This is a genomic window from Ensifer sp. ENS02 (assembly GCF_014851885.1).
In the GTDB taxonomy this organism is placed as follows: Bacteria; Pseudomonadota; Alphaproteobacteria; order Rhizobiales; family Rhizobiaceae; genus Ensifer; species Ensifer adhaerens.
In genome coordinates, this window is sequence record NZ_JACVAO010000009.1 from 122665 (window position 1) to 144489 (window position 21825).

Genomic DNA, 21825 nt, shown 5'->3' on the forward strand with positions numbered 1-21825 from the left:
GTCAACCTTTGACCCGAGAATGCAAGCAAGAGATGCCGTCGCCGGCCGGCGACGGTTGGGGGAACGCTTTTCATGGTGGACGCAATGGCCTTGCCGCTGGGCACAGATGAGGGACTGGCGGCGCAGGATCGCCGTGGCTCCTTTGCCCTGCCGGGCCTGATGTTGGCAACCGGCGCGCTGATCTGTGCGACCGTCTCCCTGCTCGTGCTTCTCGGCCTGACGCCAATCAAGCTCGAACGAAATATCGTCATCGCCTGTGCGGCGATCAACAGCCTCTTCGTCGTCGGCCTCATCTATCTGATCGCCCGTGAAATCCTGCGTCTGCTGCGCGCCCGCCACAAAGGCCGTGCCGCAGCCCGACTGCACGTGCGCATCGTCGCGCTGTTTTCAATCGTGGCGATCACGCCGGCGGTTCTCGTCGCGATCTTTGCCAGCATCACGCTCGATGTCGGCCTTGACCGCTGGTTCTCGCTCCGAACCCAGGCGATCGTCCGCTCCTCGATCAACGTGGCGCAGGCCTACGTGCTCGAGAATGCCAGCTATCTCCAGGGCCAGACCGTCTCGATGGCGAACGACCTCGAGCGCAACCGTCAGCTCTACAGCCTCGACCGTACGGGCTTTGCCGAGTTGATGACCCGCCAGGCGCGCGGACGCGGCATGCTTGGCGCCTTTCTTGTGCGTGCCGACGGCAGCCCCATCGTGCAGGCCAACATCTCGACCGATCGGCCGCTGCCGGCGATCCCGCCGGATGCGTTGAAGAGTTCCGTCTCCGGCCAGCCGACCCTGATCCCGCCAGGGATCACCAACCTTGTCGGCGCGGTCATCCCGCTTGACGACATCCCGGGCACCTTCCTCTACACGGTTCGCAACGTCGATCCGGAGGTGATGCGCTCGCTCCGGCTGATGGAGGAGAACACCGCCGAGTACAAGATGCTCGAGGCCGGGCGAACCTTCACCCAGATTGCCTTCGGTGTCCTCTATCTCGGCTTTGCCCTCATCGTACTGCTGGCCGCGATCTGGACCGCGATCGCCGTCGCTGACCGGATTGTCCGGCCCATCCGCCAGCTGATCGGTGCCGCCGACAGCGTCGCTTCCGGTAATCTCGATGTCGTCGTGCCGGTGCGCGCCGTCGATGGTGACGTCGGTAATCTGTCACGAACCTTCAACAAGATGGTTTCTGAGATACGCAGCCAGCAGGAGCAGATCCTGGAGGCCAAGGACGAAGTCGACCACCGCCGCCGCTTCATCGAGGCGGTTCTGTCGGGCGTGACCGCGGCTGTCATCGGTGTCGGTCGTGACCGCCAGATCACCATTGCCAATCCGTCGTCCGAAGATTTCCTGAAGAAGGCCGCGCCGGATCTTCTCGGTGCCGATCTCAGGCAGATCGCGCCCGAGATCGAGGAGGTCCTGGTCGAGGCCGAAGGGCGCCATCGCAACGATTACCGCAAGCAGATCAACGTTATGCGCGGCGGAACCGAGCGCACGCTGAACGTTCAGGTGACGCGCGAAGAGGGCGGCGAGGCGAACGAATCCTACGTCATCACCATCGACGACATCACCGATCTCGTCATCGCCCAGCGCTCGACCGCCTGGGCGGACGTGGCGCGCCGCATCGCCCACGAGATCAAGAACCCGCTGACGCCGATCCAGCTTTCCGCCGAGCGCCTGAAGCGGCGCTACGGCAAACAGATCAATCAGGACGACAAAGCCGTTTTCGACCAGTGCACGGACACCATTGTGCGCCAGGTGGAAGACATCGGACGCATGGTGGACGAGTTCTCGGCCTTCGCGCGCATGCCGAAGCCGACAAAGGAACGGGCGGATCTTCGTGCGATCCTGAAGGATGCAGTGTTCCTGCGCGAAATGGGCAACAACCACATCAACTTCGTGCGCGATCTCGGCGAGGAGCCGCTTGAGGGCTCGTTCGACGGACGCATGCTCGGTCAGGCCTTCGGCAACATCGTCAAGAATGCCGTGGAATCGATCGAGGCGGTGCCGGCGGATGCGGTCCGCGGCCAGCCTGTCGTCGTGGCGCGTGCGCGAACCGATGCGGGGACCGGCCAGTTCGTCGTCGACATCATCGACAACGGCAAGGGCCTGCCCACGGAAAACCGGCACCGTATTCTGGAGCCATACATGACGATGCGCGAGAAGGGCACGGGCCTGGGTCTCGCCATCGTCAAGAAGATCATCGAGGACCATGGCGGACAATTGGAATTGCACGACGCGCCTGCCGAATACGACGGCGGTGTCGGGGCGATGATCCGCGTGATCCTGCCGCCTGCCGGAGAAACCGCGGGCGAAGAGAGTTTGAAGGATAAGGGTGCGAGCGATGGCCGCTGATATTCTGGTTGTGGACGATGAGGAAGATATCCGCGAGATCGTGTCGGGTATCCTGTCCGACGAGGGGCACGAAACGCGCACCGCCTTCGACAGCGACAGCGCGCTGGCGGCGATCAGCGATCGCGTGCCGCGGCTGGTCTTCCTCGACATCTGGATGCAGGGAAGCCGCCTCGATGGCCTGGCGCTGCTCGACGAGATCAAGGGGCGGCACCCGGATCTTCCGGTTGTCATGATTTCCGGTCACGGCAACATCGAGACCGCGGTCAACGCAATCAAGCGCGGCGCCTATGATTTCATCGAGAAGCCCTTCAAGGCCGACCGTCTGATCCTGATCGCCGAACGGGCGCTGGAAAATTCCAAGCTCAAGCGCGAAGTCTCGGAGCTGAAGAAGAAGTCCGGCGATCCGGTCGAGCTGATCGGCACGTCCGTTGCCGTCTCGCAGCTTCGCCAGACGGTCGAAAAGGTCGCGCCGACCAACAGCCGCATCATGATCCAGGGGCCCTCGGGTTCCGGTAAGGAACTGGTCGCGCGTATGATCCACCGCAAGTCGACGCGATCGACGGGCCCCTTCGTGGCGCTGAACGCAGCGGCGATCACGCCGGACCGAATGGAAATCGCGCTCTTCGGGACCGAGGGCACGCCGGGCCAGCCGCGCCGCACGGGCGCGCTCGAGGAAGCCCATGGCGGCATCCTTTATCTCGACGAGATCGGCGAAATGCCGCGCGAGACGCAGAACAAGATCCTGCGCGTGCTCGTCGACCAGCAGTTCGAGCGTGTCGGCGGCACCAAGCGCGTGAAGGTCGACGTCCGGATCATCTCTTCGACGGCCTACAATCTCGAAAACATGATCTCCGAGGGCCTGTTCCGCGAAGACCTGTTCCACCGGCTGGCGGTCATTCCGGTTCGTGTTCCGGCACTCGCCGAGCGGCGCGAAGACATTCCGTTCCTCGTCGACATGTTCATGCGCCAGGTCAGCGAGCAGGCGGGCATCCGTCCGCGCAAGATTGGCGACGACGCGCTGGCGGTGCTGCAGGCGCATGACTGGCCGGGCAACATCCGCCAGCTTCGCAACAACATCGAGCGGCTGATGATCCTTGCCCGCAGCGACGGTCCGGATACGCCGATCTCGGCCGACATGCTGCCGACCGAAGTGGGTGACACCCTGCCGAAGATTTCGGCCCAGGGCGACCAGCATATCATGACCTTGCCGTTGCGCGAGGCTCGCGAAATGTTCGAACGTGATTATCTGATCGCGCAGATCAACCGATTCGGCGGTAATATTTCGCGCACGGCGGAGTTTGTCGGTATGGAGCGGTCGGCGCTGCATCGGAAGCTGAAGTCGCTGGGCGTCTGAACCGGAATTTCCGGCCAACCCGCCCGCGCTCGCATGTGAAAGAACGACATGAAGGTAGTCATTTGTGGCGCGGGGCAGGTCGGCTACGGCATTGCCGAGCGACTGGCGCAGGAAGACAACGACGTTTCGGTGATCGATACGTCGGCGGCGCTGATCGCCAACATCACCGAGAGCCTCGACGTGCGCGGTTACGTCGGCCATGGCGCGCATCCGGATGTGCTCGCCAAGGCGGGTGCTGACCAGGCCGACATGCTGATTGCGGTCACGCTGTCCGACGAAGTCAACATCGTCGCCTGTGAAGTGGCGCACGCGATCTTCAACGTGCCGACGAAGGTTGCGCGCATTCGGGCGCAGAGCTATCTCGCGCCTGAGTATGCGAACCTGTTTTCGCGCGAGAACGTGCCGATCGACGTCACCATCTCGCCCGAAGTCGAGGTCGGGCGGCTCGTGCTGCGGCGCATTTCCTTTCCCGGCGCGATCGACGTCGTGCGTTTCGCCGATGACCGCATCGCCATGGTCGCCTTCGAGTGCCTGGAAGATTGTCCCGTCGTCGGCACGCCGCTGCAACAGTTGAGCGAACTGTTTCCTGACCTGCTTGCGACCGTCACCGGTATTTTCCGCAACGGCAAGGTGATCGTGCCCCATTCCGACGACCAGTTGCAGGCGGGCGATATCGCCTATGTCGTTTGCGATCGGGATCATGCGCGGCGCACGCTGACGCTCTTCGGCCACGAAGAGCAGGAGGCGCGGCGCATCATCATTTTCGGCGGCGGCAATGTCGGCTATTTCGTCGCCAAGACGATCGAGGAACACCAGCCGCGCACGCGGGTGAAGCTGATCGAGAGCGATCGCGACCGCGCGGTGATGATGGCCGACAAGTTGAGCAGCACGGTCGTCCTCAACGGGTCGGCCATGGACCAGCGGATCCTCGCGCAGGCCGATGTCCAGGACGCCGATCTCGTCGTGGCGCTCACGAACAACGACCAGATCAACATCCTCGGCAGCATGATGGCGAAACACCTGGGTGCAAAGTCCACACTCGTCCTCATCAACGAACCGTCCTACCAGGATTTTGCCGCGACTGCCGGCGTCGACGCCTATGTGAACCCGCGCGCGGTGACCATTTCGCGCGTGCTGCAGCATGTCCGCAAGGGCCGCATACGCTCGGTCTATGCGGTGCAGAAGGGCATGGCCGAGGTGATCGAGGCCGAGGCTCTGGAAACGTCCCCGCTCGTCGGCAAGGCCCTGCGCGACCTCGAACTTCCCGACGGAATCCGCATCGGCGCGCTCTATCGCGACAAGACGTTCATCCGCCCCGATGGCGCCACCCGGATCAAGGCGAAGGACCGCGTCGTGCTCTTTGCCACCGCCGATGCGGTGCGCCATGTCGAGCAATTGTTCCGCGTCAGCATTCAGTATTTCTAAGGTCGAGACGATGTCCCGAATTGCCTATGTCAACGGCGCCTACGTGCCGCACGCGGACGCCGGCGTCCATATCGAGGACCGCGGTTATCAGTTCGCCGACGGGGTCTACGAGGTCTGCGAGGTGCGTCACGGCTATATCGTCGATCTCACCCGTCATCTCGATCGCCTCGGCCGCTCGCTCAGCGAACTGCGCATCGACTGGCCGATGACAAGGGCCGCGCTCGTCCACGTGATCCGCGAAGTCATCCGGCGCAACCGGGTGAGAAACGGCCTGTTCTACATGCAGGTCACGCGCGGCGTGGCGCGCCGCGATCACGTCTTTCCCGTAGCGGAAACACGCCCGTCGATCGTGGTGACGGCGAAGCGCACCGACGCTGCAGCCATTGCCAGGAAGGCGACCCATGGCATTGCGGCGATCACGGTGCCGGAAAACCGTTGGGATCGTGTCGACATCAAGTCGGTCGGGCTTCTGCCCAACGTGCTGGCGCGCCAGAAGGCCAAGGAGGAAGGCGCACAGGAGGCGATCTTCGTCGATGCCGACGGCACGGTGAAGGAAGGCGCAGCGACCAATGTCTGGATTGTCGATCGCGACGGAAACCTGCGCACACGACCGGCAGAACACGGCATCCTCAAGGGAATCACCCGCACCACCTTGATGGATGTAGCGGTGCCGCTTGGGCTTAAAATCGAGGAGAGGGCGTTCTCGGTCGATGAGATGCTCGCGGCGCGCGAAGTGTTTATTACGGCCGCCACCAGCATCTGTTTTCCGGTCGTTTCGATCGACGGCAAGCCGATCGGCAACGGCCATCCAGGAAGCATAGCACAGAATATTCGCGAAGCCTTTTTCGGCGTTGCGGAAAAGACATTGATTTGATACCAACTCTGAAGAGGTGTCGGGGAAGGTACTTGTGGCGCCTCTGATTGCTGAATTTGACAAAAATGCACCGGCGCAAAACGCCGGCAAATAAGAAAGAAGCGGCGCGATGGCGGAACGTTCTCAAAACTTGCAGGATCTCTTTCTCAATACGGTCCGCAAGCAAAAGATTTCCTTGACAATTTTTCTCATCAACGGCGTCAAGCTTACCGGCGTTGTGACCTCGTTCGACAACTTCTGCGTCCTGCTGCGTCGCGACGGCCACTCGCAACTGGTCTACAAGCACGCGATCTCGACCATCATGCCCGGCCAGCCGCTGCAGATGTTCGAGAACGAAGAAGCCGCATCCTGACGGGACGTTAGGCACATTACCAAACGTGATTCAAAATTGTCGTCGATCATTCCGGAGCTCGAGAAGCTCCGCGACGACATGCGCGCGGTCGTCATCGTTCCAGTCTTGAAAAAGACCGGACGGCAGTCCGCAGATATGCTCTCGACCACCACGACGCGCTCGGACGAAAGTCGCCTCGAAGAGGCGACCGGTCTCGCCATGGCGATCGATCTTGAGGTCGTGCATGGCGCCATCGTTCCGGTGGCGCAGCCGAAGCCGGGCACCTTGCTTGGTACCGGCAAGATCGAAGAGATTGGCCACATCCTCGTCGAGCTCGATGCCGGTCTTGTCATCGTCGACCATCCGCTGACGCCGGTGCAACAACGCAATCTCGAGAAGGAATGGAACGCCAAGGTCATTGACCGTACGGGCCTCATTCTCGAAATCTTCGGCCGCCGCGCCTCCACCAAGGAAGGCACGCTGCAGGTCGATCTCGCGCATCTCAACTATCAGAAGGGCCGCCTGGTCCGAAGCTGGACCCACCTTGAGCGCCAGCGCGGTGGTGGCGGCTTCATGGGCGGTCCGGGTGAAACCCAGATCGAAGCGGACCGGCGCTTGCTGCAGGATCGCATCGTCAAGCTCGAGCGCGAGTTGGAGCAGGTGCGCCGCACACGGCAGTTGCATCGCTCCAAGCGCAAGAAGGTACCGCACCCGATCGTCGCCCTCGTCGGCTACACCAATGCCGGCAAGTCGACGCTGTTCAACCGCATGACCGGGGCAGGCGTTCTGGCCGAGGATATGCTGTTTGCGACGCTCGACCCGACGCTTCGGCGGCTGAAGCTGCCGCATGGCCGGATGGTCATCCTCTCCGACACTGTCGGCTTCATTTCCGACCTGCCGACCCATCTCGTCGCCGCGTTTCGCGCGACGCTGGAAGAGGTACTGGAGGCGGATCTGATCCTGCATGTCCGCGACCTCTCGGACCCGGACAACCAGGCACAAGCAAGCGACGTTCTCAGAATCCTGTCCGATCTCGGCATCGACGAGAAGGAAGCCTCCGAGCGCCTGATCGAGGTCTGGAACAAGATCGACCGGTTGGATGACGAATCACGCGAGGCATTGCGCGGCAAAGCGGCGACGTCCAACAACACGGTTGCCGTTTCCGCGATCACCGGTGACGGCGTCGACGAACTGCTCGCCGAAATCGGCCGTCGTCTTTCCGGCGTCCTGACGGAATGCACTGTCGTTCTCGGCATCGATCAGCTGCAGCTTCTGCCCTGGGTCTACCAGCACGCGATCGTCGACGGTCGCGAGGACCTGGAAGATGGGCGGGTGAGCCTTGATCTCAGGTTGACCGAGAACGAGGCCTCCGAGCTGGAGCGTCGCCTCGGAAACGGGCCGAAGCCCGTCGAGGAAGACTGGTAAGCCATAGCTTTCCCGGGGTTGGCGGCTAGCGGGCCGTCGGCCTCAGCTTTGGGAAAGAGGACGCATGGCGGGCACGCGTCTCGCTCGTTCTAGCCCAGCTGTCGCTCGATCGCCTTGGCTGCCTGCCAGAGCTCTTCCATCCGCTCCAGCGTTGCCTCATCCAGCGTCTCGCCGGCCGCGCCGAGTTCCCGCTCGATATGGGCGAAGCGGCGGCGGAATTTGGTGTTGGTGCCGCGAAGCGCCATCTCCGGATCGGTGCCGACATGGCGCCCGATGTTCACCACGGCAAAGATCAGGTCGCCCAGTTCGTCGCTGACTTTGGCGTGGTCCTTTTCTCGCAGAGCCTGGCGCAGTTCACCGATCTCCTCCTCGATCTTGTCGAGAATTGGTTCCGGTTCCGACCAGTCGAAGCCGACCTTTGCGGCGCGCTCCTGCAGCTTCAGGGCTTCTACGAGCGCCGGAAATGAGCGCTGCACCGAGCCCAAATGGTTTGCGGCTGCATCAGGCGCGAGGCCACGCTTGACGCGTTTTTCTTGCCGCTCGGCCTTTTCGGCCTGCTTGATCTCATCCCATTGCAGCTTCACCGCCTCGGGCGTATCGGCGTCGGAGCGGGCAAAGACATGCGGGTGCCGGCGGATCATCTTGCGGGTCACCGCCTCAACGACGTCGCCGAAAGCGAAGTCGCCGGCCTCTTCGGCCATACGGGCGTGGAAGACCACCTGCAGCAGCAGGTCGCCGAGCTCGTCGCAGAGGTCGTGCATGTCGCCGCGCTCAATGGCATCGGCAACCTCATAGGCCTCTTCGATCGTATAGGGCTTGATGGTCTCGAAGGTCTGGACGATGTCCCAGGGGCAGCCGGTCTCGGGCTGGCGGAGCGCCGCCATGATGTCGAGCAGGCGCGTTATGTCGCGTGAAGGTTCCATGGATCTCAGTTCAGCGGAATGGCGTTGTCGTCCTTGCCCGACTGGTAGCTGTCGGAAAGGCTCTGGTAGCGGGCGCGGATGCGGGCATCCTGGGCGGAAAGCCGATCGCGGGTTTCGGCGTCGGCGTCTTTCGAGAGTGCAGCAATCGAGGCCGAGTGCCAGAAAGCGTTGTCTTGCGCGTAGCCACCCGGTTCCAGCCGGAAGACCTCTTTCAGGATCTTCAAGTCGTGCGGGATCGCGAACGCGTCGCGCGAATCCTCGTGGCTGAAGAAATAGTAGAAATTGTCGAAGCCGGCCCAGGTGATGGCAGAAAGGCACATCGAGCAGGGCTCGTGCGTCGAGAGGAAGATGAGGTCGCGTGTGTCCGGTTTCTCCGCCATCTCGTAGAAACGCTTCAGCGTGTGCACTTCGCCGTGCCAGAGCGGATTTTCCGTCTCGTTGTTGGTTTCGGCAAGCACCAGCGACAGATCGGACTTGCGCAGGATCGCTGCGCCGAAGACCTTGTTGCCGGCGGCAACACCCTTTTCGGTAAGCGGCAGGATATCCTGCTCGATGACGGTCAAAAGCCGTTCGGCGAGTTCGGGTTTTGTCATGTCTTGGGCCTCCGGCAGGTCGTTGACGGCATTTAACGGAGGTTACCCATGCGGCGCAATGGCCGCGCCAAGGTCGGCGATTGAACAGGCTCGGAGATATTTGCTCAAAATGGTGCACCGCCGAGCAAAACAATACGTGCCTGGAAAGGCATTGAAATTTCTGTTCCTTCAATTGTCGTGCGCCATAAGGGATATTCGCCGCAGCCTGTAGAAGGAACGACCGCAAGACCATGTCGCAGCAGCTCGCCGTTTTCCCCGCATTCTTTCGCGTCGCGCAAAAGCGCGTGGCGGTTTTCGGCAATGGCGACGAAGCCTTTGCCAAGGTGCGGCTGCTGCTGAACACCGAAGCGTCGATCGTCGTCTTCGCCGACGCGCCGGAAGCGGAGTTCGCACAATACCTTCGTGACCGTGGGATCGAACATGTCGCGGCCGCCTTCGCACCCGAGCAGCTCGACGGCGCCATTCTCGTTTTTGCCGCGACCGGCAATGCCGTCGAGGATCAGCGCATCGTCCTTGCAGCGCGTGAACGCAAGATCCCGGCAAATGCCGTCGACCAGCCCGACTTCTGCGACTTCTTCACGCCGGCGCTCGTGAACCGTGCCCCTGTTGCAGTCGCCATCGGGACCGAAGGGGCAGGACCCGTTCTGGCGCAGATGATCCGTGCGCAGATCGATCAGCTGCTGTCCCCCTCGCTCGGTGTCGTTGCTTCGCTTGCCGCGAGCTATCGCGAGGCCGTCGATCGCCTGGTGCCGCGCGGCGTTGCCCGCCGCATGTTCTGGCGCCGGTTTTTCCAGGGGCCGGTGGCAGACAAGGTCGCCGGCGGCGATCTGGCTGCTGCCCGCCGTGAGGCTTCGCGTCTGCTCGATGCGCCCGAGAAGGCGAGGGGCCATGTCTGGCTCGTCGGTGCCGGTCCAGGCGCGGAAGACCTGCTGACGCTCCGCGCCCAGCGCGTGATGATGGAAGCCGATGCGATCGTTTATGATGCGCTGGTGCCGCAGACGATCGTCGATATGGGTCGTCGTGACGCCGAGCGCCTGTCGGTCGGTAAGCGCAAGGGCTGCCACACCAAGTCCCAAGACGAGATCAACCAGCTGCTGGTGACGCTGGCTGCCGAAGGCAAGCGCGTCGTCCGTCTGAAGTCCGGCGATCCTTTGGTTTATGGCCGCGCCGGCGAAGAGATGGCGGCGATGCGCGAAGCCGGTATCAGCTATGAGATCGTCCCGGGTATCACTTCGGCCTTCGCCGCGGCGGCCGATTTTGAACTGCCGCTGACGCTTCGCGGTGTTGCCTCCTCGCTGGTCTTCACGACCGGCCACGATCTGACCGGCGAAGTCCTGCCCGATTGGGCGCGGCTTGCCGTCTCGGGTGCAACGATCGCCGTCTACATGGGACGCACTGTTGCGGCGTCGGTCGCCGGTCGTCTGATGCAGGCAAGCCTCCCGCCGGAAACGACGGTTGCCGTCATCGAGAATGCCAGCCGCGCCGACCGGCGCCTGCTGCACGGTACGCTGAAGGACCTTCCGGATCTTGAAAACCGCAGCGAGCTTGCAGGTCCGGTGATGGTCATCATCGGCGATGCCGTCGCCGGCGCCAATTTCGAGCGGTCCGAACCGCTTGTCGCAGGCAAGGCACGTGGCGAGAAGAAAAACATTGAAGCTGCTTTCGGGCGCGACGAACAGATTTTGAACTGAGGAAGAGGTTATGGTGAGCAAGGTTTTGACGGCAAATCGACTTTCGGACGGCATTTCCGTCTGGCTGGATGCCGCGGGCAACTGGGTCGAGCAGCTTCAGGATGCCTTCATCGCTCGCCACGCCGAGGCCGTGACGGCGCTCGAAGCCGCCGGTAAGCAGGCGTTCGATGACAACAAGGTCGTCGATGCCAACGTCGTCGACGTCGAAGAGATCAACGGCACGCTTCGCCCGCTGCGCATGCGCGAGCGCATCCGCGCTGAAGGCCCCTCGATCCCCTACGCTGCCGGCTACAATGGCCTTTCCGGCCCGAAACACGCTGCCTGAGGAACCGATACCCGATGTACCGTTACGATGAATTCGACCACGCCTTCGTTTCCTCCCGCGTCGAACAGTTCCGCGATCAGGTCGAGCGGCGACTGAGTGGCGAGCTTGCCGAAGACGCCTTCAAGCCGCTGCGCCTGATGAACGGCGTCTACCTGCAGCTTCACGCCTATATGCTGCGCGTCGCCATTCCCTATGGCACGCTGTCGAGCCGCCAGATGCGCATGCTCGCCCATATCGCGCGCAAATATGACCGCGGCTACGGCCACTTCACCACGCGCCAGAACATCCAGTACAACTGGCCGCGTCTGTCCGACACGCCGGATATCCTGCAAGAGCTCGCAAGCGTCGAGATGCATGCGCTCCAGACCTCGGGCAACTGCATTCGCAATGTGACCGCCGATCACTTTGCCGGCGCGGCCGCCGATGAGGTCGCAGACCCAAGGCCTTACGCCGAGATCTTGAGACAGTGGTCGAGCGTACATCCGGAATTCTCGTTCCTGCCGCGCAAGTTCAAGATCGCCGTCACTGGCGCTGAGCGCGACCGCGCCGCAATCCAGGTCCATGATATCGGTCTGCACCTGAAGAAGGACGAAAACGGCCGCATCGGCTTTGCCGTCTATGTCGGCGGTGGTCAGGGCCGCACGCCGATGATCGCCAAGAAGATCCGCGACTTCCTGCCGGAGGAGGACCTGTTGTCCTACACGACGGCGATCATGCGCGTGTACAACCTGCACGGCCGCCGCGACAACAAGTACAAGGCCCGCATCAAGATCCTCGTACACGAGACCGGCGCCGAAGAATTGTCGCGTCAGGTCGAAGTCGAGTTCGCGGCCCTCAAGGACACCGAGCTGAAGCTGCCGGAGACCGACATCCAGGCGATCTCCACCTATTTCGCACCACCGGCCCTCGAAAACCGTGCTGAAGGCTGGGAGAGCCTGGCGCGCTGGAAGAAGACCGATCCCGAGTTTGCCCGTTGGGTGCAGCAGAATGTGCAACCGCACAAGCACCCGGACTACGGCATGGTGACGATCTCGCTGAAGCCGATCGGCGGCATTCCGGGCGACGCCAGCGACGCGCAGATGGATGCCGTTGCCGATATCGCCGAGGAATACGCCTTCGACGAAATCCGAGTCAGCCACGAACAGAACCTGATCCTGCCGCATGTGGCGCTGGCCGATCTCGAGCCGGTCTACCGCGCGCTGGTCGCCTCAGGTCTTGCCACTGCCAATGCCGGCCTGATCACGGATATCATCGCCTGTCCTGGGCTGGACTACTGCGCACTTGCCAATGCGCGCTCCATCCCCGTGGCGCAGGAAATTTCGACCCGCTTCGGTTCGCCCGAGCGTCAGGCCGAGATCGGTGAGTTGAAGATCAAGATCTCCGGCTGCATCAATGCCTGCGGTCATCACCATGTCGGCCATATCGGGCTGCTTGGCGTTGAAAAGAAGGGTGCGGAACTCTATCAGATTACGCTTGGTGGCTCCGGCGACGAAAACACCTCGATCGGCGAGATCATCGGCCGCGGCTTCGAACCGGAGAAGGTGACCGACGCCGTCGAGACCATCGTCGACACCTACCTGGGACTGCGCCGCGACGGTCAAGAGACCTTCCTCGAAGCCTATCGCCGCGTCGGCCCACAACCCTTCAAGGATGCGCTCTACGGCAGCGCGCAGGAAGCTGCCTGAGGCGCTGAGGAACGGAAATGACGAAAATCTGGAAGGAAACCGGTTTCGTGGGCGATGATCCCTGGGTCATCGAGACGGAGGAAACCAAGGCAGGCTCGAACGAGAAGGCGATCGTCGGTCTCGACGCATTCCTGGGCAAGGTTGCAGACAGCGACGAAACCGGTCTTGGCGTGGTCATCGCGCCGGCAGACGACGTGACGAAGCTCGCACCACACCTTGATCGCCTTGCGCTGGTCGCCGTCGCGTTCCCGGCGTTCAATGACGGCCGCGCCTTCAGCCATGCGTCGCTGCTGCGCGCGCGCCTTGGCTTTACCGGCGAGGTGAGGGCGGTCGGCGACGTGCTGATTGACCAGATCCCGCTGATGCTGCGCTGTGGCGTCGAAAGCTTCGCTGTCAGCAATGCGACAGCGCTGAAGCGTTTGTCCGAAGGACGCCTGCCGGGCATTGCTGTGCACTACCAGCCGACCGCCAAGCCTTCGACCGATGCTAAATCCTATAGCTGGCGCCGGGTGTCATAGGGTAGGGTTGGCCGCGACAGTGTGAAGCACGCCGAAATCCCCAAAAGCGACTATATTTGGAAGAGATTTCCTTTCAACAAGGCGCAGCTTGGAATATCGGCTTATTGTTGATAGACAGGGTCATCATTTACAGGACTTGTAGCTAAGATGAATGCTCCGGCAAAAACGGAAGATTTCGCGATCCAGGCACCCGCAGGCGTCTACGTCGAGACGGTGACCAGCGTTGAACACTATACGGATCGGCTCTTCCGCTTCCGCATGACCCGCCCTGCCGAATTCCGCTTCCGCTCGGGCGAATTCGCGATGATCGGCCTGATGGTCGGCGACAAGCCGGTCTATCGCGCCTATTCGATCGCCAGCCCGGCCTGGGACGAGGAACTCGAGTTCTTCTCGATCAAGGTGCCGGATGGCCCGCTGACCTCGCACCTGCAGGGGATCAAGCCGGGCGACAAGGTGCTGATGCGCAAGAAGCCGACCGGTACGCTGGTGCTCGACGCGCTCGTTCCCGGGCGCCGTCTCTACATGTTCTCGACCGGCACCGGCATTGCGCCCTTTGCAAGCCTGATCCGCGATCCCGAGACCTATGAAAAGTTCGAGGAAGTGATCCTCACCCATACCTGCCGCGATGTTGCCGAACTGAAATACGGCTTCGATCTGGTCGAGGAAATCCGGAACCACGAGTTCCTGAACGAGATTGTCGGGGACAAGCTGCGCCACTACGCGACGGTGACCCGCGAAGACTTCCCGTTCAAGGGCCGCATTACCGACCTAATGGTAAACGGCAAGTTCTTCTCTGATCTCGGCCTGCCGCCGCTCGATCCGGCTGTCGATCGCGGCATGATCTGCGGCTCGACCGCGATGCTGAAGGACACCAAGGAAATCCTCGAGGCCGCTGGTCTCACCGAAGGTGCCAACAACAAGCCGGCCGAATTCGTGATCGAACGCGCCTTCGTCGGCTGACCCTTTTTTGTGCAGTTTATCGTTCGAGGGGCGCGCCAAGGGTGCGCCCCGCGTCGTTTAAGGCGAAATACCATCGAGCTATGCGTCGGCGGTAGTTCCGCCTTGCCCATTCTGCGTACCGCCCTTCGGTCCGAGCGGCTATCGTGCTCCTGCAAATCTTCATAGCGTGCGCACGCAGACATGCGAAAATAAGCGCACGACGAACCAAGCCCGCGCCGTCCTGATATGAGCCTCGTGGGCCATTTCTGGGAGTGCCCGATGAGTCATGTTCCGCCAACCGACCTGGAAGCCAGGATCCGCTGCAAATCGCTGCGTGATCGCATCGCTACGCCGGAAGAGGCGGCCGCGCTGATCAAGGACGGCATGACCATTGGCATGAGCGGCTTCACCAAGGCCGGTGACGCGAAGGCCGTGCCGCTTGCCATGGCCGAACGGGCCGCACGGGAGAAGTTTCGCATCACGCTGATGACGGGCGCCTCGCTCGGTCATGACATCGACAAGACGCTGACAGAGGCGGGTGTTCTTGCCCGGCGCCTGCCGTTCCAGTCGGACCCGGTTCTGCGAGCGGCGATCAACCGCGGCGAGGTGATGTTCATCGATCAGCATCTCTCGGAAACCGTCGAGCAGTTGCGGTCCGGCCAGATCAGCCCGATCGACTATGCGGTGGTCGAGGCGGTGGCGATCACCGAAGACGGCGGCATCGTTCCGTCGACATCGGTCGGCAATTCGGCAAGCTTCGCGATCCTGGCGAAGAAGGTGATCGTCGAGCTCAATCTCAGCCACAGTCCCGAACTCGAAGGCCTGCACGATATCTTCATTCCGGCGAAGCGACCGAGCCGCACGCCGATCCCGGTCGTTGCCTGCGATAGCCGTGCGGGCTCGCCCTACATTCCTGTCGATCCGGAAAAGATCGTCGCAATCGTCGTCACCGAGAAAGAGGACAGCGCCGCACGGATCTCTCCGCCGGATGCGGAGACGACGGCGATCGCCGGCCATCTGATCGCCTTCTTGCAGGAGGAGGTGCGCAAGGGCCGCCTCGACATGACGCTCAACCCGCTGCAGGCGGGCATCGGCGTCATCGCCAATTCGGTGCTGAGCGGCCTGGTCGACAGTCCCTTCCATGATCTGCGTATGTATAGCGAGGTGCTGCAAGACAGCACGTTCGAGCTTTTCGAGGCCGGCAAGCTGAGCTTCGCCTCGGCCTCGTCGATGACGCTTTCCAGCGCCTGGGCTGATCGCGTGTTCCGCAACATCCGCGCCTACAAGGACAAGCTGGTTCTGCGGCCGCAGGAGGTGAGCAATCATCCGGAGATCATTCGGCGCCTCGGTGTCATCGGCATCAACACGGCGCTCGAATTCGATATCTACGGCAACGTCAACTCGACCCATGTCGGCGGTACCGACATGATGAACGGTATCGGCGGCTCCGGCGATTTCGCCCGCAACGCCTTCCTGTCGATCTTCGTCGCCAAGTCGGTTGCCAAGGGCGGGGCGATATCGTCTGTCGTGCCGATGGTGTCCCATGTCGACCACACGGAGCACGACGTCGATATTCTGGTGACCGAGCATGGTCTTGCAGATCTGCGCGGCCTGGCGCCGCGGGAGCGCGCACCCGTCATCATCGAAAACTGCTGCCACCCGGCCTATCGGGAGCTTTTGTCGGATTACTTCAATCGTGCGGTCGCCACCCGTGGCGGACAGACCCCGCATATTCTGGAAGAGGCTTTCGACTGGCATGTGCGCCGGCTGAAGACCGGCAGCATGATGCCGACGGCCTGAAGTGTGTTGAAGAAACAACCGTGAAAGCAATCGCTTGCCGTTGTTTCTTCTCGTGCAGGCAAGGTTTCTTCAGGCGTCTGATAGATAGCTCATCAGGTCCGCCATCGCGGCCGACGCGCCTTCAGCGTCGGCCCGCTCGATCGCATCGATCACCGTGACATGGCGGCGGACCGATCCGGCCATCTTTTCAGGCGAGGACGAAGCAAACCAGATGCGGCGCGCATGTGTCTGCAGCGGGGCAAGTGCTGCGGTCAGGAACCGGTTGGGGCAGGCTTCTTCCATCAGTTCGTCGAACACCTTGTCGGCGACGAGAAAACCCTCCATGTCGCCCGCATCAAGACAGGTGGCCATCTCCGCACCGCAAGCTTTCATCGCGCTTCGCTCCTCGGCGCTTGCGTGCGTTGCGACGAGGGCGGCGGCAAGCGGCTCCAGTTTCTGGCGCGTCTGCATGACATGCACCTGGTCGTCCGGCCGGATCGTGGTGATTTGCAAGCCGACACGGGGACGGATATCCATGAGACCCTGCCAGGCCAGCTTCTGGATCGCCTCGCGAACCGGTGTTCGCCCAAGCCCGGCAAGTTCGATCAACTGCCTCTCGGTGACCAGGGCGCCGGGCTCGAGCTTCAGAGTGACGATCAGGCGTTCGAGCGCGAGATAGGCGAGGTGAGCCTGAGATTGCGGTGACATGCCGTTCCTTTGGTTCTGATATATCAGTAGCTTGCACGATTTCATACAACCAGGCAAGCGCGCCGGTTGCCTGGCTTTGTGCAGGTTAAAAGGGGGTGGTTTGCCTATGTGATCAATAAAATAAGCGAATGCTTAAAAAATACGAATTTCAAAGGCATGAATAAACCAACCTCATAGGACGTTTCCAATAGGAATCGTGTTGACGAACCGAGAGGTGCTTGCCACTCTCCCAACAAAGGCCCCGCGTGAAAGAGGCGCGTGGGTCGTTGCGGCAAGAAGCTGGTTGCATGTTTCCTTGGTCGCTAGGGATCGAAGGCAACAGGCACAAGGCAAGGCAACAACCGTCAGCCATCGGCGTTGAGGGGCGCAAGATGCAAGTGGGCGCGTTTCTGGTCTGGTCCTTGATGGCATTTGCGGCGCTGCTGGCCGTACCCGCAGTCAGTCACACCAATGCATTGACGACATTTTCGCTGATGGCGTCGTCGGCGGCCTTTGTCGGCATGGCCGTCGCGCAGTTCATGGCCGCGCGCCCGCCGTTCGTCGAGGCTCTCTTCGGGGGGCTCGACCGTGTCTATCATTTTCATCGCAGGATAGGCATCTCGGTGCTGTGCCTCATCCTCGTGCACTATTTCCTGAAACCAGACTTCAAGGGCCTGGCGCTGACGAGCGGTCTGAACCAGCTTGCTGCATCCGCCGGCAAATATGCCTTCTACGGTTTCGTCGTGCTGCTCGTTCTCAGTATCGTCAAGATCATACCGCGGACGAAGATCGAGATCCCCTACCATCTGTGGCGCTACACGCACCGCTTCATCGGCCTGCTCTTCGTGATGGTCGCCTTCCACCAGATGTTCATCAAGCGCCCCTATGACGGTACCGCGCTTCTGGCGGTCTACCTCAACGCCTTCGCAGCACTTGGCATCCTGAGCTACACCTATACCCAGCTGCTGCCCTGGCTCAGAACCCGCGGCTACGAAGTCTTCGATGTCGCCCGGGAGGACGGGGCGACGGTGATTGCGGCGCGGCCGCTGCGGCGTGCCTTGCGCGCCAAGCCCGGGCAATTCGGTTTTCTGCGGGTGCTGAAGCCTGGGCTGCGCGAGCCGCATCCGTTTACGATCGCTGGTATCGAGCCTGACGGGGTCGTGCGCTTCGCGATCAAGCCGCTTGGCGACTACACCCAGGCCCTGCGGGACGGACTCGCTGTCGGCGACCGGTTGAAGCTCGAGGGTGGCTATGGCCGCTTCAACCACCGCCGTGGCGGCAAGAAGCAGATCTGGCTCGCCGGCGGCATCGGCGTCACACCGTTCCTGGCGATGGCGCGACATCTCAATGGCGACGAGGGGCAGGACATCCACATGGTCTATTGCGTGCGCGACCGGCGCGAGGCGATCGGCCTGGAGACCTTCGAGGGGCAGGCCGGAAAGCTCGGCAACTTCACTTTTGTCCTGCACGATTCCTCCGTGGACGGGCGCCTGGATGCGGCCAAGCTTGCGAACGGTAGCGCGATCGATCCGGCGGAAGCCGATCTGTGGTTTTGCGGCCCGCCACCTCTCAGGGAGGCGATCGTCAAAGGCCTGAAAGATCTCGGCAAGCGGCCGAAGCGGGTTGAATTCGAGCGATTTCAGTTTCGGTAGTGCAGCGGATTTCAGTAGCGATTCTATTGTTTTAGGGAGTGGGTTTCATGCGCGGTCTGCAGAGAAAGCGAGAGGGCGCCTCGTCATTGTCCGGTCTTGGCCGCGGATATTGGGCCGTTTCATTTGCGGCGCTGGTCGCAGTCTCGCTCTGTCCCGCTAGTGCCTCGGCGCGCGATGCCTTCGCTGAGGATGCCTTCTCCACCTACAAGGCCAATGTCGACAACGGCAAATACATGTTCAACGCCGCAGGCTGCGGCGCCTGCCACGGCTCCGGCGACAACACCGAACTGCTCTCCGGCGGCATGGAGATGAAGACGGCGATCGGCACCTTCTATGCGCCGAACATTTCGCCGCACGCCAATGGCATCGGCGGCTGGACCAATGCGCAGTTTCTGAATGCGGTTCTGGTCGGTCTCGATCGCGAGGGCAACAACCTCTATCCGGTTATGCCCTACACCTCATATGGCGGCATGAAGCCGGAGGATGCGCTCGACATCAAAGCCTATATCGAGACGTTACCCCAGGCGGATGCAGTGTCGAAAGAGGATGAGATTGCTTTTCCGTTCAGTCGTCAGACGACGATCACGCTCTGGAAGCGCAGCCACTTCACGGTGCCGGCCTACCAGCCGCGCGAGGAGACGCAAGCCGAGCGCGGCCGCTATCTGGTCGAGAATGTCGGCGGCTGCGGCGATTGCCACACACCGCGCACCACGACCTATGGGCTCGACCTGGAGCGCGCCTATGAGGGCGAAAAGGATTTGAGCGGCGCGGTCGCGCCCGACATCAGCAAGACGAAGATGGCCGGTCTTGCCTCGCCCGACGTTTTCACCAAGAGCCTGATCGAGGAAGGCAAGAAGCTCTCGGGCGCGCCGATCAGCGATCCGGTGATGCGGCGTATAGCCAAGGGGCTGAACGTTCTTTCTGGCGACGATCGCCGCGCGATCTATGCCTTCCTTGCCGATCGTGAAGTGAAGGCCCCCGCGCCGGTGGCGCAGTCGGTCACGGCCGTCTGCAAGGAGAATACGGCGACTGAAGCGCTGGGCGGCGGCAATGCGGCGCTGGCGCAGCAGGCAGATGCCTTCATCGGCAGATACTGCCGCAACTGTCACGGGCCGGGCGAAAGTTCGCAGGGGAGCTACCCGGCGGGCGAACTCCCCTCGATTGCCGCCGACGCAAACTTCGTGACCCCCGGAGATGCCTCGAAGTCACGGCTCTACGCGACTGTCGTCAGCGGCCGCATGCCGCTTGGCAAGCGCCCCTCTGCCGAAGAGATCAAGGTGCTGGAGGACTGGATCAACGCACTGAACGAAAAGAGCCTGCCGCAGACGGTGGCCGCAAAACCGGCGCGCGCCCGCCCGATGTTGGGTTATGGCCAGTTCGTCGATGCGGCGCTGAAGGACATCGAGACGGTCAGTGCCCTCGACCGCCCCTACATGCGCTACTTTTCCTATCGCGACCAGTACAACGGCATGATGGGCTGCGAGGACGACCAGACCTTCATGAAGCGCATGGACGTGCTTGCCGGCGGCTTCAAGAAGCTGCTGAATTCGCTGTCCTACGGGCCAAAGCTGGTGCTTCCGACAGAGGTCGACGGCACCAATGGCTTGCTGGTTCGCGTCGATCTGCGCAAACTGCAATGGGACGCGGCGGACTATGACTTCCTGATCAAGCGCTATTTCTATGGGATTGATCCCGAGAGCGACGCGTCGCTTTCGGCCCTTTCGAAGGAAACGGCGACGCAACTGCCGATCATGCGGGTCGACTGGTTCATGAGCAACGGCGCGCGCCCGGAGATCTACAACCGGCTGATGAAGTTGCCGACCGAGATCGCCGAACTCGAAAAGCGCTTCAAGATCGATGTAGCCGGGAACATTCGCCGGCGCGATGTGTTGCGGGCCGGTTTCGCCGACGGCTCGTCCGGGGTTTCCGACCACAACCGCATGCTCGAACGGCACGACATGCCGTTCGGCGGCTACTACTGGAAGTCCTATGATTTCGGCGGCGACATCGGCAAGCAGGTGCTGAAGCGCTTCCCGCACGGGCCTCGGGAATTGGCACCGCTCGACGCGGGCCTCGTGCCCTTCGAGCACGACGGCGGCGAAATGATCTTCTCGTTGCCGAACGGCCTGCAGGGCTACTACCTCTCGACGTCAGCAGGAAAGCAGCTTGATGTCGGGCCGACCACCATCGTGTCCTTCCGCAAGCGCCCGATCGGCAAGGGCGTCGAGATCATCAACGCGCGATCCTGTGTCGATTGCCACGCCGATGGCATCCTTTCGAAACGCGATCAGCTGCGCGAGCAAATCGAGACGTCGACGCTGTTCAGCAAGGATCAACAAGACGTGCTGCTTGCCATGTATGTGAAGCAGGAGGAACTGGACGAAACCTATCGCAAGGACCGCGAGCGCTTCGTCAACGCGTTGAAGGTGCTCGGCGTCACCGAGCCGACGCCCGATGGGGGCCTCCAGAGCAAGCATGCGCCGGGCGAGGCGGAGCTCATCACCTACTTTGCCGACAAGTACGAAGACGAGCTCGACTTCGATGCTCTGGCGGCCGAGTTTGACATGACGCCCAAGCAATTCTCAGAAGCGATCAAGCGGGTGACGAACACCGATGTCCTGCGCCTCGGGCTCGACTGGGTGACGACGCTGGAAGCGGGCGGAACCATTCCGCGCAACGAGGTCGAGCAACAATATGCATTGCTGATGGCGCCGCTCACCCAGCGCCGTCCGCTCGACACGACGGCGATCGTCATTGCCGGTTCCGAGCCGATGGTGGACGACAGGCCGCAGTCGATCGCAGCCGCCGTGCCGGACTATCGCAAGGAGGATGCGGGGACTGGCCACAAGCTCGAGCTGGCCCTGAACGTGAAGTCGACGACGGCGAAGGTTGGCGACGAGCTTTCCTTCGAACTCAGCGCCAACCAGGCCTGCGAGCTGCAAATCCTCTATGTCGAGGAGAACGGCAACGTCGAGGTCATCCCGGACGTGATGATCGGCAACACCACACTTAAGCCGGGCGAGAGACGCCTGATCCCGCAGCCGGGCACGGGCACGCTCACCTTCGACACACCTGCGCCCGCCGAAACGATGCTGGCCTTCTGCCGTGCCGGCGGGCTCGGTGACCAGAAGCTGACGGTGGAGAAGGCACGCCAATATGTCGCGACGTCGCGGTTGCCGCCGACACGGGGACTGGCGATCAACCTGGCCAAGCGAGCGCAGGGTGACGCCGGTGCCAGCAGTGTTCAGATGGTGACGTTCGAGATCAAGGATTGATGGTCG

General features: G+C 62.1%; 17 protein-coding genes. 14 read left to right on the forward strand and 3 right to left on the reverse strand.

The annotated features are described in order from the left end of the window. Positions 1–72: 72 nt before the first annotated feature. The 6 genes from IB262_RS20205 to hflX all read left to right on the forward strand — a co-directional run bounded on the left by IB262_RS20205 (position 73) and on the right by hflX (position 7752). Positions 73–2343: a PAS domain-containing sensor histidine kinase gene (locus IB262_RS20205; RefSeq protein ID WP_112976422.1), complete on the forward strand. Its 2271-nt coding sequence runs from the start codon at positions 73–75 to the stop codon at positions 2341–2343. Beyond that, positions 2333–3697: a two-component system response regulator NtrX gene (gene ntrX / locus IB262_RS20210; RefSeq protein WP_060582471.1), complete on the forward strand. Its 1365-nt coding sequence runs from the start codon at positions 2333–2335 to the stop codon at positions 3695–3697. Before IB262_RS20205 ends, ntrX begins: the two co-directional genes overlap by 11 nt. Before the next feature lie 48 nt (positions 3698–3745). Next, a complete protein-coding gene (gene trkA / locus IB262_RS20215) occupies positions 3746–5122 on the forward strand; it encodes a Trk system potassium transporter TrkA (RefSeq protein WP_034795767.1) in 1377 nt (458 codons plus the stop codon). 10 nt (positions 5123–5132) lie between these two features. Next, on the forward strand, positions 5133–5996 hold the full coding sequence (locus IB262_RS20220) for a D-amino-acid transaminase (protein WP_060607423.1): 864 nt from the start codon (positions 5133–5135) through the stop codon (positions 5994–5996). Between the two features lie 109 nt (positions 5997–6105). Further along, positions 6106–6348: an RNA chaperone Hfq gene (gene hfq / locus IB262_RS20225; RefSeq protein ID WP_003535434.1), complete on the forward strand. Its 243-nt coding sequence runs from the start codon at positions 6106–6108 to the stop codon at positions 6346–6348. Positions 6349–6426: 78 nt separating this feature from the next. After that, complete coding sequence (hflX, locus tag IB262_RS20230; protein ID WP_060517394.1) at positions 6427–7752, forward strand: GTPase HflX; 1326 nt, start codon at positions 6427–6429, stop codon at positions 7750–7752. 89 nt (positions 7753–7841) lie between these two features. Here hflX and mazG read toward each other — a convergent pair whose 3' ends face one another. Continuing rightward, positions 7842–8675 carry a nucleoside triphosphate pyrophosphohydrolase gene (mazG, locus tag IB262_RS20235; RefSeq protein WP_112976423.1) on the reverse strand — a complete coding sequence of 278 codons (834 nt, stop codon included), beginning with the start codon at positions 8673–8675 and terminating at the stop codon, positions 7842–7844. Between the two features lie 5 nt (positions 8676–8680). Then, a complete protein-coding gene (locus tag IB262_RS20240; protein ID WP_034795738.1) occupies positions 8681–9268 on the reverse strand; it encodes a nucleoside deaminase in 588 nt (195 codons plus the stop codon). Positions 9269–9498: 230 nt separating this feature from the next. Here IB262_RS20240 and cysG point away from each other — a divergent pair, with 230 nt between their 5' ends. The 6 genes from cysG (at position 9499) to IB262_RS20270 (ending at position 16226) form a co-directional block, all read left to right on the forward strand. Next, a complete protein-coding gene (gene cysG / locus IB262_RS20245; protein WP_192493743.1) occupies positions 9499–10959 on the forward strand; it encodes a siroheme synthase CysG in 1461 nt (486 codons plus the stop codon). Between the two features lie 10 nt (positions 10960–10969). Next, complete coding sequence (locus tag IB262_RS20250; protein WP_112976424.1) at positions 10970–11284, forward strand: DUF2849 domain-containing protein; 315 nt, start codon at positions 10970–10972, stop codon at positions 11282–11284. A 14-nt stretch (positions 11285–11298) separates the two neighbouring features. Then, positions 11299–12969 carry a nitrite/sulfite reductase gene (locus IB262_RS20255; protein WP_034795728.1) on the forward strand — a complete coding sequence of 557 codons (1671 nt, stop codon included), beginning with the start codon at positions 11299–11301 and terminating at the stop codon, positions 12967–12969. A 17-nt stretch (positions 12970–12986) separates the two neighbouring features. Next, complete coding sequence (locus tag IB262_RS20260; protein WP_060582465.1) at positions 12987–13487, forward strand: DUF934 domain-containing protein; 501 nt, start codon at positions 12987–12989, stop codon at positions 13485–13487. Between the two features lie 147 nt (positions 13488–13634). Continuing rightward, positions 13635–14447 carry a ferredoxin--NADP reductase gene (locus tag IB262_RS20265; protein ID WP_034795721.1) on the forward strand — a complete coding sequence of 271 codons (813 nt, stop codon included), beginning with the start codon at positions 13635–13637 and terminating at the stop codon, positions 14445–14447. Between the two features lie 258 nt (positions 14448–14705). Continuing rightward, positions 14706–16226 carry an acetyl-CoA hydrolase/transferase family protein gene (locus IB262_RS20270; RefSeq protein WP_034795713.1) on the forward strand — a complete coding sequence of 507 codons (1521 nt, stop codon included), beginning with the start codon at positions 14706–14708 and terminating at the stop codon, positions 16224–16226. A 69-nt stretch (positions 16227–16295) separates the two neighbouring features. On the opposite strand, the gene IB262_RS20275 is transcribed toward IB262_RS20270, so the two are convergent. Beyond that, the gene (locus IB262_RS20275) at positions 16296–16913 is read right to left on the reverse strand and encodes a GntR family transcriptional regulator (protein ID WP_112976462.1); all 618 of its coding nucleotides are present in this window, start codon (positions 16911–16913) and stop codon (positions 16296–16298) included. A 371-nt stretch (positions 16914–17284) separates the two neighbouring features. On the opposite strand from IB262_RS20275, the gene IB262_RS20280 reads away from it, so the two are divergent. Both IB262_RS20280 and IB262_RS20285 read left to right on the forward strand, forming a co-directional pair. Continuing rightward, positions 17285–18544 carry a ferric reductase-like transmembrane domain-containing protein gene (locus tag IB262_RS20280; RefSeq protein WP_112976463.1) on the forward strand — a complete coding sequence of 420 codons (1260 nt, stop codon included), beginning with the start codon at positions 17285–17287 and terminating at the stop codon, positions 18542–18544. 47 nt (positions 18545–18591) lie between these two features. Further along, complete coding sequence (locus IB262_RS20285; protein ID WP_192493744.1) at positions 18592–21819, forward strand: c-type cytochrome; 3228 nt, start codon at positions 18592–18594, stop codon at positions 21817–21819. Positions 21820–21825 lie beyond the last annotated feature (6 nt).